The 16,310-nt window shown below is 71.0% G+C and carries 14 protein-coding genes; 9 read left to right on the forward strand and 5 right to left on the reverse strand.

Going from position 1 to position 16,310, the window contains the following annotated elements:
- Window positions 1-123: 123 nt before the first annotated feature.
- The 3 genes from ACFUPX_RS36505 to ACFUPX_RS36515 all read right to left on the reverse strand — a co-directional run bounded on the left by ACFUPX_RS36505 (window position 124) and on the right by ACFUPX_RS36515 (window position 3,717).
- Window positions 124-1,365 (reverse strand): DUF5667 domain-containing protein, encoded by a 1,242-nt coding sequence (locus ACFUPX_RS36505; protein WP_383332614.1) that lies wholly within the window; start codon window positions 1,363-1,365, stop codon window positions 124-126.
- A 308-nt stretch (window positions 1,366-1,673) separates the two neighbouring features.
- Complete coding sequence (locus ACFUPX_RS36510; RefSeq protein ID WP_160506459.1) at window positions 1,674-2,465, reverse strand: ECF subfamily RNA polymerase sigma factor, BldN family; 792 nt, start codon at window positions 2,463-2,465, stop codon at window positions 1,674-1,676.
- Window positions 2,466-2,766: 301 nt separating this feature from the next.
- A complete protein-coding gene (locus ACFUPX_RS36515) occupies window positions 2,767-3,717 on the reverse strand; it encodes an HAD family hydrolase (RefSeq protein WP_383332616.1) in 951 nt (316 codons plus the stop codon).
- Between the two features lie 125 nt (window positions 3,718-3,842).
- Between ACFUPX_RS36515 and ACFUPX_RS36520 the strand changes: the two genes are divergently transcribed.
- The 7 genes from ACFUPX_RS36520 (at window position 3,843) to ACFUPX_RS36550 (ending at window position 11,723) form a co-directional block, all read left to right on the forward strand.
- Window positions 3,843-4,121 carry a glutaredoxin family protein gene (locus ACFUPX_RS36520; protein ID WP_383332618.1) on the forward strand — a complete coding sequence of 93 codons (279 nt, stop codon included), beginning with the start codon at window positions 3,843-3,845 and terminating at the stop codon, window positions 4,119-4,121.
- A 304-nt stretch (window positions 4,122-4,425) separates the two neighbouring features.
- Entirely contained in the window at window positions 4,426-5,181 is a 756-nt protein-coding gene (locus ACFUPX_RS36525) for a redox-sensing transcriptional repressor Rex (protein WP_383332620.1), read from the forward strand.
- Entirely contained in the window at window positions 5,178-6,908 is a 1,731-nt protein-coding gene (locus tag ACFUPX_RS36530) for a glutamyl-tRNA reductase (protein ID WP_383332622.1), read from the forward strand. Before ACFUPX_RS36525 ends, ACFUPX_RS36530 begins: the two co-directional genes overlap by 4 nt.
- A complete protein-coding gene (gene hemC / locus ACFUPX_RS36535; protein ID WP_383332624.1) occupies window positions 6,905-7,864 on the forward strand; it encodes a hydroxymethylbilane synthase in 960 nt (319 codons plus the stop codon). Before ACFUPX_RS36530 ends, hemC begins: the two co-directional genes overlap by 4 nt.
- Window positions 7,861-9,519 carry a uroporphyrinogen-III synthase gene (locus ACFUPX_RS36540; RefSeq protein WP_383332626.1) on the forward strand — a complete coding sequence of 553 codons (1,659 nt, stop codon included), beginning with the start codon at window positions 7,861-7,863 and terminating at the stop codon, window positions 9,517-9,519. The genes hemC and ACFUPX_RS36540 overlap by 4 nt, the downstream gene beginning before the upstream one ends.
- A 141-nt stretch (window positions 9,520-9,660) precedes the next feature.
- The gene (gene hemB / locus ACFUPX_RS36545) at window positions 9,661-10,650 is read left to right on the forward strand and encodes a porphobilinogen synthase (RefSeq protein ID WP_383332628.1); all 990 of its coding nucleotides are present in this window, start codon (window positions 9,661-9,663) and stop codon (window positions 10,648-10,650) included.
- Window positions 10,651-10,745: 95 nt separating this feature from the next.
- The gene (locus ACFUPX_RS36550) at window positions 10,746-11,723 is read left to right on the forward strand and encodes a zinc-binding dehydrogenase (protein WP_383332630.1); all 978 of its coding nucleotides are present in this window, start codon (window positions 10,746-10,748) and stop codon (window positions 11,721-11,723) included.
- 25 nt (window positions 11,724-11,748) lie between these two features.
- Here the strand turns inward: ACFUPX_RS36550 and ACFUPX_RS36555 are convergent, their stop codons facing one another.
- Complete coding sequence (locus tag ACFUPX_RS36555; RefSeq protein WP_383332632.1) at window positions 11,749-12,642, reverse strand: NAD(P)-dependent oxidoreductase; 894 nt, start codon at window positions 12,640-12,642, stop codon at window positions 11,749-11,751.
- A 134-nt stretch (window positions 12,643-12,776) separates the two neighbouring features.
- Window positions 12,777-13,307 (reverse strand): DUF4232 domain-containing protein, encoded by a 531-nt coding sequence (locus ACFUPX_RS36560; RefSeq protein ID WP_383332634.1) that lies wholly within the window; start codon window positions 13,305-13,307, stop codon window positions 12,777-12,779.
- 184 nt (window positions 13,308-13,491) lie between these two features.
- On the opposite strand from ACFUPX_RS36560, the gene ACFUPX_RS36565 reads away from it, so the two are divergent.
- Both ACFUPX_RS36565 and ACFUPX_RS36570 read left to right on the forward strand, forming a co-directional pair.
- The gene (locus ACFUPX_RS36565; RefSeq protein ID WP_383332636.1) at window positions 13,492-14,940 is read left to right on the forward strand and encodes a helix-turn-helix domain-containing protein; all 1,449 of its coding nucleotides are present in this window, start codon (window positions 13,492-13,494) and stop codon (window positions 14,938-14,940) included.
- Window positions 14,941-15,091: 151 nt separating this feature from the next.
- Complete coding sequence (locus ACFUPX_RS36570; protein WP_383332638.1) at window positions 15,092-16,309, forward strand: PLP-dependent aminotransferase family protein; 1,218 nt, start codon at window positions 15,092-15,094, stop codon at window positions 16,307-16,309.
- Window position 16,310: the final 1 nt, after the last annotated feature.

Consider the following 16,310-nt stretch of genomic DNA (forward strand, 5'->3'; position numbering starts at 1 on the left):
CCCCTGTTTAACCCCCACGCCGCAATCCGTTTTTGGGGGTGGTCGGGTGGGCTCGTTTTTGTGTATACGCGCCGGGGGCGGGGCCGGATCCGCTGGATCCGGCCCCTCCCTCACTGCGTACCGCTACTTCGCGTCCTCCTCGTCGATCCCCAGGCCCGGCAGCAGGCCCGGCAGGATCGGCGGCACCGTGACGTCCGGTTTGGCCGAGGGGGTCTTCTCCTTGGCGGACGAGTCGCCGTTCGACGGGCTGCTCGGGGTGGTGTCCGACTTCGGGGGGTCCAGGAGACCGCCCGTGTTGCCGCCCAGCAAGCCGTCGTCCTCGTCCTTGTCCGGGGCCGACGGACGGGGCTCGCCCTTGTCGGAACTGGAGCCGTCCCGGGGGGACGAGTCCGGGGCCGACGGGCTGTCCGGGGCCGAGGAGTCGGCGGAGCCGCCCTGGCTGGGCCGGTCAGGGGTGCTGCCCTTGTCCGGGGTGCGGGGGAGCAGGGAGCGGAGGGGTTCCACTTCCTGGTCCATCGCGTCGAAGACCGAGTTCACCTGCTCGCCCACGTCGCCGAGCTGGACGGGCAGCCTGCTGCGCAGGTCGCGCCAGCTTCGGCGGTGTGACTCGGAGAAGGCGGACAGGGTCTGGATGGGGCCGAGCGAGCCGTCTCTCTCGTACGCCTCGTGCAGCAGGCGGTGGCCTTCCGTGGCGTCGTGCCGCATGCCCGAGAGGGCTCGCCTGATCTCGCCGAGCGACTCGTGGTCGAGGGCGCCCGAGCGGCCCCGCTCCATGAGACGGCGGGCTTCGTTCAGGCGCGTCGACGCGTGGTCGAGATAGATCCCGCCCTTGTCGCTGTCGCCGTCGGCCATGCCGAGCTTGAGGTCTTCCATGCCGCGCTTGAGGCCGTACAGCGAATCGCCCGGTAGCGCGTCCGAGCTGGCCGCGGCCACTCCGCTGAACGCCCCCGCCGCCACGCCGACGGTGAGCCCGCCGGCGGCGATGCCCTTCGACAGCCTGGAGCGCGGCTTCAGTTTGCGCAGTCCCGTGGCCCGGTGGGCACCTTTGCGGGACCGCTGTTCGGGCACCGAGGTGCCGATGATCCCACCGCCCGCGGCCGTGCCCTCCAGGAGCATGGCCTCCATGGCAGCTACGAGCTGGGCCCGCTGGACCACTTTGACCTCGGGGTCCAGCTCCGGCTTCGGCAGTTCACCGAGGCCGGTAGCGAGGGCCAGCATCCGGTCCGGTGGCGTCTGTTCCGACGACACGGATTCGGGTGTGACGGAACCTTCGGTCTGCTCGGCCGCCGGGCCCTGGTCGGATTGCTCCTCCAAGGCTTGGGCGAAGGCGTTCGCCCGCCGGTGTGCCGATACGTTCGCGATCACTGGCGGCACCTCCTCTCGTCATGACGGTCGACTCCCCAGGGGGTCCTGAGGGTTGCACTACCTGAACGCTTCCACACGATCGAGTGAGCGAGTGGGGCGTCCCCTGCTCTTTAAGAGCTTGGGGAAGTTCAGGGAGCGACCACAGGGAGCCTGCATCCCGCACAACGAGCGTCTCGGCACTTGGGTTACGGACGGAGGATGATCGGACCGCCCGAATTCCGTGGCGGCCATCTGGCCGCCACGGAGGGTGAGTTGAAGACTCCGCACGGCTACAGAGGGCTATTGGCGGCTGCTGACGGCGTGCGGCGCTAGCGCACGTCGTCCGGCAGGAGCCGGGCCAGTGTGCGGACCGCGCGGTACTGGAGGGTCTTGATCGCGCCCTCGTTCTTGCCCATCACCCGAGCGGTCTCGGCGACCGAGAGGCCCTGCAGGAAGCGCAGGGTCACACACTCCTGCTGCTGGGGGTTGAGGCGGCGCACGGCGTCGAGCAGTGCGGCGTTGGAGAGGGACTCCAGGACGGAGTCCTCGGGGCTGCGCTCGACCTCATTGGCGTCGAGCATTTCACCGGTGGTCACTTCGAGGCGGAAACGGCTCGATTTGAAGTGGTCGGCGACCAGGTTGCGGGCGATCGTGACGAGCCAGGCGCCGAAGTCGCGGCCCTGCCAGGTGAAGGTGCTGATGCGGCGCAGGGCGCGCAGAAAGGTCTCGCTGGTGAGGTCTTCGGCGGTCGCTTTGCCGCCGACTCGGTAGTAGATGTAGCGGTAGACCGTGTCGCTGTACTGGTCGTAGAGACGGCCGAAGGCGTCGGACTCGCCCGCCTGGGCGCGTTCGACGAGGTCCATCATGCGGGCGCTGTCGCTGTCCGCGGCGGGACGGCGGGGGGTGGGGGTTGAGGTGGCGGCAGAGGCGGAACGGGCCCGTCTGCTGACCGCCGCGCCGCTGTCCGCCAGGGCATAGACGGGCCCGGCGGGTGTGGGGACGGCAAATGCGGGGACGGCGGGGCCGGCGTACGCGGTGGGGACGAAGCCGCGCAAGCGGTCGGCGACCGTTGCGCGCAGCGTAGCCAGGCCCGAGGCGTCAACCCCGACGTGTGGGTACACGGGACTCCCAGAGGCAGAGCTTCCATCACGTGCAGTGCGGAACCGTTCACCCGTCGTAGCGACGTGTGGGGTCCGTAATGCGTCTGAGGAGAATAACGCTTCGTACAGGCGGCACTACACCCAGTTGCTCAAATCACCGGTTACGTCGCTTCTGTTACCGGTCTATGCCCGTTCAAGTAGCACACAGTGAACGCTTGTTGATCGAAATAGTTCACATTCCGTCTCGGCACGGGGCGTGTTGTGGCCGAGTGCTATCAGCGTGACTGGCGGGAGCCCGGGCGGGGTAGGACCGAGGGAATGTTCAGTGGCGGCGGCGGTGCAGGGCGATGGCAGCTGCCGTGCCGCCCGCGATGGCGCCTACGCCCGCGGCGGCCGGGATGCCGACCTTGGCGGCCTTGCGGCCGGTGCGGTAGTCCCGCAGGCGCCAGTCCCGCTCGCGTGCGTGCTTGCGCAGTTTGGCGTCGGGATTGATCGCGTAGGGATGCCCGACGAGCGAGAGCATCGGGATGTCGTTGTGCGAATCGCTGTACGCGGCGCAGCGGGCCAGGTCCAGGCCCTCCGCAGCGGCGAGCGCGCGAACGGCCTCGGCCTTCGCCGGGCCGTGCAGGGGTTCGCCGACGAGCTTTCCCGTATAGACGCCGTCCACGGACTCCGCGACCGTGCCGAGCGCGCCGGTCAGGCCCAGGCGCTGGGCGATGATCGTCGCCGTCTCCACCGGGGCGGCCGTGACCAGCCAGACCTTCTGGCCCGCGTCGAGATGGGCTTGGGCGAGGGCGCGCGTGCCCGGCCAGATCCGCTCGGCCATGTACTCGTCGTAGATCTCTTCGCCGATGGACATCAGCTCGGCGACGCGGTGGCCCTTGACGATGGACAGGGCGCTGTCGCGGGCGTCCTGCATGTGCTCGGGGTCCTCGACGCCGGCGAGCCTGAACCATGCCTGCTGCCAGGCGAATCGGGCCAGCTCCTGGCGCTCGAAGAACTTCCGCTTGTACAGGCCGCGGCCGAAGTGGAAGATCGCGGCGCCCTGCATCACGGTGTTGTCGAGGTCGAAGAAGGCCGCGGCCTTGTCGTCGCCGACGACCGGGAACTCCGGCTCCTGTGGTTCCTCGGGCGATGCCGCCGCCGCGAGGTCTTCCAGCGCCTCCATCTCCTGGGAGGACTTGCGCGCTGCCTCAGCCGAGGCCTCGCCTGCCAACACGCTCCGCGCGGTGGCGGAGCGCCTACGGGGGGTGAGCCATCCGAGAGCGGCCATGTCGTGAGCATAGCTAGTTCGTTCGGTCGTTCCGGAGTCGGCAGGATTCGACGCTGTGAACTCTCCGCGACCGCACCGTTAAACGGACGGGCCGCGCGGCGCGTCGGTGGGGCGAGAATGGTGTCATGAGCCCGATTTTTCGCCGTACGGAGAAGAAGAAGCCCCAGGACCGGACGGTCACCTTGATCGGTAAGCCCGGGTGTCATCTGTGTGATGACGCACAGCTGGTGATCGAGAAGGTCTGCGGCGAGCTGGGAGTCGCATGGGAGAAGAAGGACATCACGCAGGACGAAGAGCTCAATCGTGCCTACTGGGAACAGATCCCGGTGGTTCTCGTGGACGGTGAGCAGCACACGTTCTGGCGGGTCGATGAAGATCGACTGCGTCGCGAGCTCGCCGCCTAGTCCCGATCGAGACTGACTGAGTAGTACAAGTGGCCCGAATGGTCCCTTAGGATCGTGGGCGGTTTGGTCTCGGGGGCGATGATCGTGAGGAGAGTGTGCGGTTTTGCCCCCATCAATTGAGCACCGCAGCCTCATGCGCGCCGGTTCCCGGAGCGTGCGCCGGGGGCGCGTGACCCCGGTCACGTTGGCCGGGCAAATCGGACACCATCTTTGTGCACGCGTTCACAAAGACATAGCCTGCTTTCGACGGGGCGGTCTGGGGACGTGTGACCGCCTAAAGCCCCGCTCTACCCGCAGGAGCACCGTGGCAACTGGCCGAACTCACCGACCGGCGACCCGCAGCCGAGGGATTCCCGAGGCCACCGTCGCCAGGCTTCCGCTGTACCTCCGAGCCCTCACCGCTCTGTCGGAGCGCTCGGTGCCCACGGTCTCCTCCGAGGAGCTCGCGGCCGCCGCGGGGGTCAACTCCGCGAAGCTGCGCAAGGACTTCTCCTACCTCGGTTCCTACGGGACGCGCGGTGTGGGCTACGACGTCGAGTACCTCGTCTACCAGATCTCACGCGAGCTCGGCCTGACCCAGGACTGGCCCGTCGTGATCGTCGGCATCGGTAACCTCGGCGCGGCGCTCGCCAATTACGGCGGATTCGCCTCGCGCGGCTTCCGTGTCGCGGCGCTGATCGACGCCGACCCGGCCATGGCGGGCACGCCCGTCGCGGGGATGCCGGTGCAGCACACCGACGAGCTCGAGAAGATCATCAGCGACAACGGCGTCTCCATCGGCGTCATCTCGACCCCGGCGGGCGCCGCCCAGCAGGTCTGCGAGCGGCTTGTCGCCGCCGGTGTGACCTCGATCCTGAACTTCGCGCCCACCGTTCTCTCCGTGCCCGAGGGCGTCGACGTACGCAAGGTGGACCTCTCCATCGAGCTGCAGATCCTCGCCTTCCACGAGCAGCGCAAGGCCGGTGAGGAAGCGGCGGCCGACGGTGTCGAGCCGCCCGCCGCCGCCAAGCAGCAGCGCAAAGGACCCGACGGGGACGTCCCCGCCGTGATGCCGGCATGAGTCTCCTGGTCGTAGGGCTGAGCCATCGCAGCGCTCCGGTGAGCGTGCTGGAGCGGGCCGCCCTTTCCGCCGACGCACAGGCCAAGCTCCTGCAGGACGCGCTCGCCGCCGAGCCCGCGGCCGAGGCGGCCGTGCTCGCCACCTGCAACCGCATCGAGCTGTACGCGGACGTGGACAAGTTCCACGCGGGCGTCGCCGAGCTGTCGACCCTGCTCGCGCAGCACAGCGGTGTGGGCCTGGAAGAGCTCACCCCTTATCTGTACGTCCACTACGAGGACCGAGCCGTCCACCACCTGTTCTCGGTGGCCTGCGGCCTGGACTCGATGGTCGTGGGCGAGGGCCAGATCCTCGGCCAGATCAAGGACGCCCTCGCGCGCTCCCAGGAGCTGCACACCGCGGGGCGCCTGCTCAACGACCTCTTCCAGCAGTCCCTGCGGGTCGGCAAGCGCGCGCACTCGGAGACCGGCATCGACCGGGCCGGGCAGTCGCTCGTGACCTTCGGCCTCGAACAGCTCGCGGGGCGCGAGCCCGTCGAGACGTGGGCCAAGGGCAAGCGCGCCCTGGTCATCGGCGCGGGCTCGATGTCCTCGCTCGCCGCGGCGACGCTCGCGCGCGCCGGGGTCCACGAGGTCGTCGTCGCCAACCGCACCCTCGACCGGGCCCACCGCCTGGCCGAGATCCTCTCCGAGGGCGGCACCGGCACCATCGCGCGCGCCGTGCCGATGGACCAGGTGGCGGCCGAACTGACACGTGCAGATGTCGCCGTCTCCTGTACCGGCGCCACGGGTCTGGTCCTGACGGCCGAGGCAGTCGCTGCCGGGGTCGCGGACCGTACGGGCGCGCCCGTCATGGTCGGCGCACCCCTCGCGCCCGGCTCCGGCACTCCCGCCCCCTCCGCTGCGTACGACACCGACGAGGCGTGCCCGCTCGGGCTCTCCGGCGGTGCCGGTGAAGGAGCGGGCGTGGGCCGCGGGGTCGGGTTCTCCGTCATGGGCGAGGACGCGGTGGCCGGGATGGACGCCGCGACCCTGGAGCAGCACGCGGCCTGGGTGGACAACGCGCCCGCCGAGCGCCGCGACGACCCGCAGAGCGAGGCCGACACGATCACCGCGCTCGCCGCGGCCGTGACCGCCACCGGACGGGTGCCCGAGCGGCGCCGCCGCCGTCCCTCGATGGTCGAGACCGGCAACGTCCTGCTCGCCCTGCTCGACCTGGCCATGCCCCGCGACATCGACGGCGCCGTGCACCGCATCGACGGCGTACGGCTCGTCGACATCGAGTCGCTGGCCGAGGCGTCCGCCGACGCCCCGATGGCCGAGGACGTGGAGCGCGTGCGCGGACTCGTCTCCGACGAGGTCGCCGCCTTCGGCGCCGCGCAGCGGGCCGCGCACATCACGCCGACCGTGGTCGCCCTGCGCACCATGGCCGCCGACGTCGTCGCGAACGAGATCGCGCGGCTCGACGGACGGCTCCCCGGACTTCCGGAGAAGGAGCGCGCGGAGATCACCCAGACCGTCCGCCGCGTCGTCGACAAGCTGCTCCACGCACCCACCGTGCGGGTCAAGCAGCTGGCGAGCGAGCCCGGCGGCGCCGGGTACGCGGACGCCCTGCGCACCCTCTTCGACCTCGACCCGCAGACGGTCGCCGCCGTCAGCAGGGCCGACAAGATCAATGAATCCAACGATCAGAACGCATCACCATCAGATCCGAATCGAGGCCGGGCATGACCGAGAGGGCACTAAGGCTCGGGACACGGCGCAGCAAGCTGGCCATGGCCCAGTCCGGGCAGGTGGCCGAGACCGTGAGCCGGGTGACCGGCCGCCCCGTAGAGCTCGTGGAAATCACGACGTACGGCGATACGTCCCGTGAGCAGCTGGCACAGATCGGCGGCACCGGCGTCTTCGTGACCGCCCTGCGTGACGCGCTGCTCGGCGGCGAGGTCGACTTCGCCGTCCACTCGCTGAAGGACCTGCCGACCGCACAGCCGGACGACCTGGCCCTGGCCGCGGTACCGCTGCGCGCGGACCCCCGTGACGTGCTCATCGCGCGCGACGGGATGACCTTCGGCGAGCTGCCGAGCGGTGCGCGCATCGGCACCGGTTCGCCCCGTCGCATGGCGCAGCTCAACGCTTACGCCCGCAACCACGGGATCGCGATAGAGACCGTGCCGATCCGCGGGAACATCGACACACGCATCGGGTTCGTGCACAAGGGGGAGCTCGACGCCGTCGTGCTCGCCGCCGCCGGACTCCACCGCGTCGGCAGGATCGACGAGGTGACCGACTTCCTGTCGGTCGACACAGTTCTGCCCGCCCCCGGCCAGGGGGCACTGGCGATCGAATGCGCCGCGTCCGACGCGTCGCTGACCGCCGCGCTCGCCGAGCTCGACGACCCGTACACCCGGGCCGCCGTGACCGCCGAGCGATCCCTGCTCGCCGCCCTGGAGGCCGGCTGCAGCGCACCCGTGGGAGCGCTGGCCGACCTTCTGGCCGACGGGCAGATTGTCAAGGAAATGCGCCTGCGCGGCGTCGTCGGGGCAACCGACGGCTCGACGCTGGTGCAGCTGTCCACCACCGGTCCCGTGCCCGAGACGCATGACCAAGCCTTGGCGCTCGGCCGTGAACTCGCTGCCGAGATGCTTGCCAAGGGCGCGGCCGGTCTGATGGGGGAGCGAGCACTTTGAGCCCCACCTCGAACTTTCCCGGCCTTCCCGCACACGGGCACGTCACCTTCCTGGGTGCCGGACCCGGAGATCCGGGACTACTTACGCTGCGCGCCGTAGAGGCGCTGGCCCGAGCGGACGTGCTGATCGCCGAGCCGGATGTGCTCGACGTCGTTCGCGCGCATGCCAGGGGAGGTGTGGACACACCTCAGCCAGGGGCAGTTGACGACGCGTCAGCGATCACCGAAGCGTCTTCGTTGCGAGCCGCCACCAATCTTGTCATGGAGGCGGCGCGCGGCGGCAAGCGGGTCGTACGTGCCGTCACGGGCGACGTCGGCCTCGACACCTACGCCGCCGAGGAGATGCTCGCCTGCGCGGCCGAGGGCATTTCCTTCGAAGTCGTGCCCGGCATCGCGGCGGCGGTCGGTGTACCCGCCTACGCGGGTGTTCCGCTGCGCGACGCCCAGGGCACGGACGTGCGTTTCGTCGACGCGCGCACCGCGTCCGACCGCTGCTGGAGCGAGGTGGGGGCATCCGACGGAACGCTGGTCGTGTCGACCTCCCTGGACTCCGTGGCCGCGGCCGCCGGTGAGCTCGTCTCGTCGGGCCGCAAGCCGGACACCCCGATGACGGTGACCGTCGCCGGTACGACGACGCGTCAGCGCACGTGGCAGGCGACCCTCGGCACCATCGCGCAGGTCCTCAAGCAGGCGAAGGTGCTGCCCTCGCCCGACGGAGGCCAGCCCGTCATAGCCGTCGTCGGTGAGCGGTCCGCCGCCGCCCAGCGCGATCAGCTGTCGTGGTTCGAGTCGAAGCCGCTCTTCGGGTGGCGGGTGCTCGTTCCGCGTACGAAGGAGCAGGCTGCCTCGCTCTCCGACCAGCTGAGTTCCTACGGAGCGGTGCCGCACGAGGTGCCGACCATCGCCGTGGAGCCGCCCCGCACGCCCCAGCAGATGGAGCGCGCGGTCAAGGGGCTCGTCACGGGCCGCTACGAGTGGATCGCCTTCACCAGCGTCAACGCCGTCAAGGCGGTGCGCGAGAAGTTCGAGGAGTACGGGCTCGACGCGCGTGCCTTCGCCGGGATCAAGGTCGCGGCGGTGGGCGAGCAGACCGCCGCGGCGCTCGTCGCCTTCGGCGTGAAGCCCGACCTGGTGCCCAGCGGTGAGCAGTCGGCCGCGGGTCTCCTGGAGGACTGGCCGCCGTACGACCCGGTCTTCGACCCGATCGACCGTGTCTTCCTGCCGCGGGCCGACATCGCCACGGAGACCCTGGTCGCCGGGCTCATCGATCTCGGGTGGGAGGTCGACGACGTCACCGCCTACCGGACGGTGCGCGCGTCGCCGCCCCCGGCGGACACGCGTGAGGCGATCAAGGGCGGCGGCTTCGACGCCGTGCTCTTCACGTCCTCCTCGACCGTGCGCAACCTTGTCGGCATCGCCGGCAAGCCGCACAACGTGACCGTCATCGCGTGCATCGGCCCCGCCACTGCCAAGACGGCGGAGGAGCACGGGCTGCGGGTGGACGTGATGGCTCCGGAGCCTTCGGTCCACAAGCTGGCCGAGGCGCTGGCCGAGTTCGGGACGCGGCGCAGACTCTCCGCCCTGGAGGCGGGGGACCCCGTCACCCGGCCGAGCGAGCGGCGGCCGGGTTCCCGTAGGCGGCGTACGGCGCCCTGACGCCTGGGCGTACCGTAAATCACCGGCTTCGCCGAGTTCGTCCTCAAACGCCGGACAGGCTGGATATTCCAGCCTGTCCGGCGTTTGGGGTTGGCCCGGCGCGAGGCCGCGTTCCAAACACAGCGTGAGGTGAGAGAGACAGTGAGCACGTACGGATCGTTCCCCGGGGCCCGGCCCCGCCGGCTGCGGACCACTCCCGCCATGCGGCGCATGGTCGCCGAGACGCGGCTGCATCCGGCCGATCTGATCCTGCCCGCGTTCGTGCGCGAGGGAATCAGCGCCCCGGTGGAGATCGGCGCCATGCCCGGCGTCGTCCAGCACACCCGCGACAGCCTGAAGAAGGCCGCCGTCGAGGCGATGGAGGCCGGGGTCTCGGGGATCATGCTCTTCGGGGTGCCGGAGGAGGCGAAGAAGGACGCCGCCGGGACCGTCGGCACCGATCCGGACGGGATTCTCCAGGTCGCCCTGCGCGATGTGCGCGCGGAGGTCGGCGACGACCTCATCGTCATGTCCGACCTGTGCCTGGACGAGTTCACCGATCACGGGCACTGCGGTGTCCTGGACTCGCAGGGGCGCGTCGACAACGACGCCACCCTTGAGCGGTACGCCGAGATGGCGCAGGTCCAGGCCGACGCGGGCGCCCACGTGGTGGGGCCCAGCGGCATGATGGACGGTCAGATCGGTGTCGTGCGCGACGCGTTGGACCAGGTCGGGCACGAGGACGTCTCCATCCTCGCCTACACCGTCAAGTACTCCTCCGCCTTCTTCGGCCCCTTCCGGGAGGCCGTCGGCTCGTCCCTGAAGGGCGACCGCAAGACGTACCAGCAGGACCCGGCCAACGCCCGTGAGTCCCTGCGGGAGCTGGCGCTCGACCTCGAAGAGGGCGCCGACATGGTCATGGTGAAGCCCGCGGGCCCCTACCTGGACATCCTGGCGAAGGTCGCCGACTCCGTGGACGTGCCGGTCGCCGCGTACCAGATCTCCGGTGAGTACTCGATGATCGAGGCCGCCGCCGAGCGCGGCTGGATCGACCGGGACAAGGCGATCATGGAGTCCCTCACGGGCATCAAGCGCGCGGGCGCGAACATGATCCTCACGTACTGGGCGACCGAGGTGGCCAAGCAGCTCTGAGGATATTGGCGGGTTGACCTCAAGTTTGCTTGAGGTTGCAGAGTGGTGTGCATCGGAGCCCACAGGACGGGCTTTCGACCTTCCGAGGAGGACGCATGCGCGCCGTTGTGCTGCACGAGTTCGGGCCCGCCGAGAACCTGACGTACGAGACCCTGCCCGACCCCGTCGCGGGGCCGGGGCAGGTGCGGATCGCCGTGCGGGCGGCGGGAGTTCACTACGTCGAGACCGTCATGCGGCGGGGCGCGGCGAGCGACATGGCGCCGCCGCTGCCCGAGCTGCCCGCCGTCCTCGGCGGGGAGGCGGCCGGGGTCGTCGACGCGGTGGGCCCCGGTGTGGACGCCGCGTGGCTGGGGCGGTCCGTCGTGACCCCGCGCAGTGCGCCCGGCGGGTACGCCGAGCTCGCCGTGGCCGACCTCGCGCAGCTGCACGAGGTGCCGGACGGGCTCGGGTACGAGGCCGCCGTGACCATGGTGATGACCGGGGCGACGGCCATGGGCCTCCTGGACGCCGCCCGGCTCACCTCCGACGACGTGGTGCTGGTGACGTCCGCCGCCGGTGGCGTGGGGCGGCTCGTGGTGCAGTACGCCCATGCCGTCGGGGCGGTCGTCGTGGGCGCCGCCGGTGGGCCCGAGAAGGTCGAGGCCGTCTGGGAGCTCGGCGCCGATCTCGCCGTCGACTACAACAAGCCCGGCTGGGCGGACCTCGTGCGGGAACGGCTCGACGGGCGTCAGGTGAGCGTCGTGCTCGACGGGGTGGGCGGCGAGAAGTCCGCCGCCGCGTTCGGGCTGATCGGCGAGGGCGGGCGGTACGTGGTCATCGGCTGGTCCTCGCAGGAAGGGTTCGAGCCGGACGCGGGTGTCGTGGAGGAGCGGGGGATCTCCGTCGTCAACGCGCTGCTGGGGCTCATCGAGCACCCCGAGGACGGGCCCGAGCACCAGCGTCGGGCGCTGGAGGCCGCAGCCAAGGGGGAGTTGGTGCCCGCCGTGCAGGCTTTCCCGCTGGCGGAGGCGGCTGCGGCGCACGCGGCCATGGAGCGGCGGGAGACCACGGGGAAGGTCGTGCTGGTGCCTTAGCTCTGCTTCTGGCCTGCCCTGCTTCTCAGCTCTGCTTGAGCAGCTCCGGGAGGCGCGAGAGTCCGTCGGCCGCGTACCCCTCGGCGATTGCGCGGTCCAGGACCGCCTGGAGGGGCTCGAACAGGGCGCCGCTGATGCCCTGTTCGGCGTAGGCGCTCAGGAAGTTGGGCAGGGCGGCCTGATTGACGGCGAGGCTGGACACGTCCGTGAGGTGCTGCCCGGTGTCCAGCGCCTCGGCCGTGCCGGGTACGAGGCTCTGCGTCATGGCGACGACGAAGTCGCCCAGGAGCGGCGCGAATTCGCGGGCCGCGATGCCCTCGGTGCCGATCAGCGCGTAGGCCTGCGCGACGCCCATCACCATCCCGTACATCCCGGTGAGCAGGGACAGGTCGTACAGGGCGGCGAGGCCGGGGTCCTTGCCGACCCACCTGGTGTCCGCGAGGGCCCGCAGCGTGGGGCGGTGCGTCTCGTAGGCGGCCTCGTCCGTGCCGCTGTAGAGGATGTACGCGCCGGGCGTGGCGATCATCTGGGGTACGGCCATGATGCCGCCGTCGATGTACGTGATGCCGTGCTCGGCGGCCCACTGCGCCAACTCCCGTGCCTGGGAGGGCGATCCGTTCGTGAGGTTGACCAGGGTGCGGCCTGCGAGGGCCGTTGCCTCCGGGGCGAGGAGGGCGCGGACGTTCTCGTTGGTGGTGAGGCAGACGATGGTCAGGGGGCTCGCGGTGACGGCGTCTCTCGCGGTGTCCGCCGGGGTCGCGCCCTGGGCGGCCAGGGGGCCCGTCTTGGCCGCGGTGCGGTTCCACACGGTGGTGGGGTGGCCGGCCTTCAGGAGCGCGGAGGCGAGCGCGGTGCCCATGAGGCCGAGGCCCAGGACGGTTACGGGGGACTGAGCGGGCTGCGTGGGCCGTGCGGACATGGCTGTGGAACTCCGATCGGAGGCGTGGGGTGGGAACGCCTCCGATCCTTCCCGCGTACGGAGAAGCGGACAAGTACCTACTTTTTTGTGCGTACTTACCGGGAGGTGGGTGGGGCGCGGTCAGCGGGCCGTGCTCACCACTGCAGGGCGTCCGACGCCGACGTCTGCCAGTACGTGACGAACGCCGAGTCGTCCACGTACACGCCGCCGCCCGGCAGCTTGGCCGCCGCCGTGCCGCCCGCGCCGCCGTTCATCCCGCGGTTGGAGAAGAGGACGCCCAGCTTGTCGGCCTGGTAGCCGTTCGAGCCCTCCGGTGACGACGTGGCGATGCCCGCGTACGCGCTCTTGCCCGGCTCCAGCGTGACGACCGCCTGCGGCACGCTGTCGTCCAGCCACGTGGTGGCGGCCTGTGCGTCGTCGAAGCGGAGGTACGGTGCGCCGTACGCGTAACACGCCTTCGTACCCGTGTTCTTGGCCTTCAGGAGCAGGTGGTTGAGGGGGCTCGCGACCTGCTCGACGGTCACCTTGGTGGTGGCGGCGGTGCAGGTGATCGGCGCCGCCTTGGCGGCGGGCGTCGCGGCCGAAGCGGCGCTGCCGAGCGCGGTGAGGGAGAGCGCGGCGGTGAGGGCCGCGGCGGTGGCGGCGGCTTTGGTGGTGAGTCGCATGGCTGGTCTCTTTCGGTGTGACGGGGCAGACGCGCGTCGCGGCCCAAGGCTTTCGGGCACGGCGTGCTTGTATGGCCCACAGCTTGTGCGGGGATCCGTCCCGGCAGCCGGTGCGGCACGACAGTTGGGGACGCCGGGATGTTCGTACGGCCGTGAGCTGCGAGAACTCCGTTCCCTGGAACGGATGAACGGAATGGGAGAGAGCGTGGGGGCGGGCGATCTCGCGGAGTTGCTCCGGGAGTTGAAGGAGAGGTCGGGGCTCAGTTACGGAGCGCTGGCCAAGCGGTTGCATGTGTCGACGTCGACGCTGCACCGCTATGTGAGCGGGTCGGCCGTACCGACGGAGTTCGCTCCGCTGGAGCGGCTGGCCCGGGTGTGCAAGGCCTCGCGGGAGGAGATGGTCGAGGTCCACCGGCGGTGGATCCTGGCCGACGCGTCGAGAGGCGACCGCAAGGCGGGCGAGGCCGCCTCGCCCGCTGCGACGCCGGATGCTGCCGCTCCGGATGTCGTTGCCCCGGCCGCCGTTACTCCGGCCGCCGTTACTCCGGTCGCCGCCACCCCGCCCGCCGACGATTCGCCCGCCGAGGCCTCCGACGACGTGGGGTCCGGCATCGTGATCGGCCGAGCCCCGACGGCGGGGCGGCCCGGGGGCGGACGGCTGCCCAGGGCGCGTGTGCTCGTCGCCGCCGGTGTGGTCCTCGCGCTCGGCGCCACCGCCGTCGCCGTACGGGCCGCCGACGACAGCGGTGGCCACGACCGCGTCGCCACCGACACCCCGACCGCCTTCGACGGGGGAAAGCGGGGCCCGGACGGCGCGAAGTCCGCGTCGCCGTCCGGCAAGGAGACCGGCAAGGAGTCCGGGAAGGGCGAGCCGGGCAAGGCGGCGAAGGGCTCCGGCGAGCCGCAGGGCGCGGACAAGGGTCCCGGCGGCAGGACGGACGACGGGACAGGAGCCTCCGCCGCCGGGGGCGACGGCAAGGGGGAGGCCGGCAAGGGCGACGCCCCGGTGACCGTCTCCACCCAGGCCCAGTACTGGTACGCACCCTGCGGCCACCCCTACCTCGTCGACAAGGATCCCGCCGACCTCTCCCCGCCCCCCAACGAGCAGGACGCCCCCGGCTGGGTCTCCGCGAACGGCGCGGTCTCCGCCAGGGAGCAGACCGTGAAGCTGGTCGTCCAGGGCACGGGCAAGGACACCGTCGTCCTGGAGTCACTGAACGTCCGCGTCGCCGCAGCCAGCGCCCCGCTCTCGTGGAACAACTACAAGATGGGCTACCTCGGCGTCGGCTGCGGAGGCAAGGTGCCCCAGCACTCCTTCGACCTCAACCTGGACGCGTCGGTGCCCCGCCCGGCCCCCCAGTCCGCGAGCGACGGGTTCCCCTACACCGTGAGCGCGAGCGACCCCGAGGCGTTCTACATCAACGCCACCGCCGAAACCCGCTACGTACGCTGGTACTTGGAACTGGAGTGGTCCAGCGGCGACCGGCACGGCACGGTGCGCATCGACGACACGGGGAAGCCGTTCGCCACGAGCGGCGACCGGGGCCGTCCCGTCTACGGGTTCTCGCTCAACAGCAAGAAGTGGACGAAGACGAACCGGAACAACGACGACGTGCCGGACCCGCCGGCGTAGCGACCTGCACCTGCACCCGCACCTGTCCGGCGGATCAGGCGGCCCAGGCGGATCCGGCGGATCCGGTAGATCGAGCACTGTCCGTATCGCGAAATGAAACTTGTATGCGGCACGGACCGCCTAATCTGCCCGACAACCCAAGGAGCCGCAGATGACCGTCACCGCCGCCGCCGTCCCGAACGCCACCGCCGCCCCCACCCCGCCCCTCGCCGCGCGAGCCGCAGCGGTCGGTGGCTCTCCGGTGCGGGAGATCCTCGCGGTCACCGCCCGCCCCGAGGTCATCAACTTCGCGGGCGGGCTTCCGGCGCCCGAGCTGTTCGACGCGGCGGGGGTCGCCGCCGCGTTCCAGGCGGTCCTGACGGCGACGCCCGGCAGGGCGCTGCAGTACTCCACGACGGAGGGCGAACCCGCTCTCCGCGCCGCGATAGCCGCCAGGACGGCGGCGCGCGGGCTGCCCACCGACGCGGACGATGTGCTCGTCACCACCGGCTCGCAGCAGGCGCTCTCGCTGCTCGCGACGGCGCTCGTGGAGCCCGGGGACACCGTCCTCGTCGAGAACCCCTGCTACCTGGCGGCGCTTCAGGCCTTCGCCTTCGCGGGCGCGCGCGTGGTGCCCGTGCCGTGCGACGAGGCGGGCATCGACCCGGCCGCGCTCGACGAACTCGTCGCCGCGCACCGGCCGAAGCTGCTCTACACCGTCCCCACCTTCCAGAACCCGACGGGCCGCACGCTGCCCGCCGGGCGGCGCGCGGAGGTCGCCGCCGTGGCCGCGCGGCGCGGGCTGTGGATCGTGGAGGACGACCCGTACGGGGAGCTGCGGTTCGAGGGCGAGCGGCTGCCGTGGATCGCGACGTACCCGGGGGCCGAGGACCGCACCGTACTCCTCGGCAGCTTCTCGAAGGTGATGGCTCCGGGTCTGCGGCTCGGCTGGCTGCGGGGGCCCGCGGCGCTGCTGCGGGCGTGTGCGGTGGCCAAGCAGGCGGCGGATCTGCATACGCCGACCGTCAACCAGCTCGCCGCGGCACGGTACTTGGCGGACAACGACCTGGACGCGCACGTCGCCCGTGTCGCGGGGGCGTACCGCGAGCGGCGCGACGCGATGCTGCTGGGCCTCGCGGACGCGTTGCCTGAGGGGTCCAGCTGGATTCGGCCCGAGGGCGGCATGTTCGTCTGGGCGACGCTGCCCGAGGGGTACGACACCGGTGCGCTGCTGCCCGAGGTCGTCAGGCATGACGTGGCGTACGTGCCCGGGGCCCCGTTCTATGCCGGAGAGCCCGACCCCGCGACCCTGCGGATGTGCTTCGTGACGCAGTCCCCCGACGAGATCGCCGAGGGACTGCGGAGGCTCGGAGCCGCACTGGGCGGCTGAC

Source organism: Streptomyces sp. NPDC057302 (assembly GCF_042667685.1).
In the GTDB taxonomy this organism is placed as follows: domain Bacteria; phylum Actinomycetota; class Actinomycetes; order Streptomycetales; family Streptomycetaceae; genus Streptomyces.